Raw genomic sequence first — 361 nt, 5'->3', positions numbered from 1 at the left:
GCTCCTGCCGCCCGTCGTCGTCGACGCCGACGACATCGCGGCCCAGCTCCGGGGCGATGGCGTCGATCCCGCGACGGTGACGCATGTCGTGCTGTCGCACCTGCACCCCGACCACATCGGGGGAGTGCACCGCTTCCCCGGGGCCCGCTTCGTGCTCACGGCACCGCAGCTGGTCACGCTCGCCGCGCCGGGCATCCGCTCGGGCGTCCTCCCCGGACTCCTGCCCGACTGGTTCGACAACGCGGACCGGCTCGTCGCCAACTCCTTCGACACCGTCGAGCTCGCCGGCCGCGAACTCCGCGCGCACGACCTGCTGGGCGACGGCAGCTACCTGCTCGTCAGCCTGCCCGGGCACGCCGCC

Annotated in this window: 1 protein-coding gene; it reads left to right on the top strand. The window is 74.0% G+C overall.

Annotated elements, in window-relative coordinates:
- On the top strand, window positions 1-361 hold a 361-nt coding region (locus SB658_RS22415), incomplete at both ends, for an MBL fold metallo-hydrolase (RefSeq protein WP_410602417.1).

The organism is Bacillus sp. SIMBA_008 (assembly GCF_046535495.1).
Classification (GTDB): domain Bacteria; phylum Bacillota; class Bacilli; order Bacillales; family Bacillaceae; genus Bacillus; species Bacillus subtilis.
The sequence above is the reverse complement of the archived record's forward strand: the minus strand, read 5'-3'. Positions and strand labels throughout refer to the sequence as shown.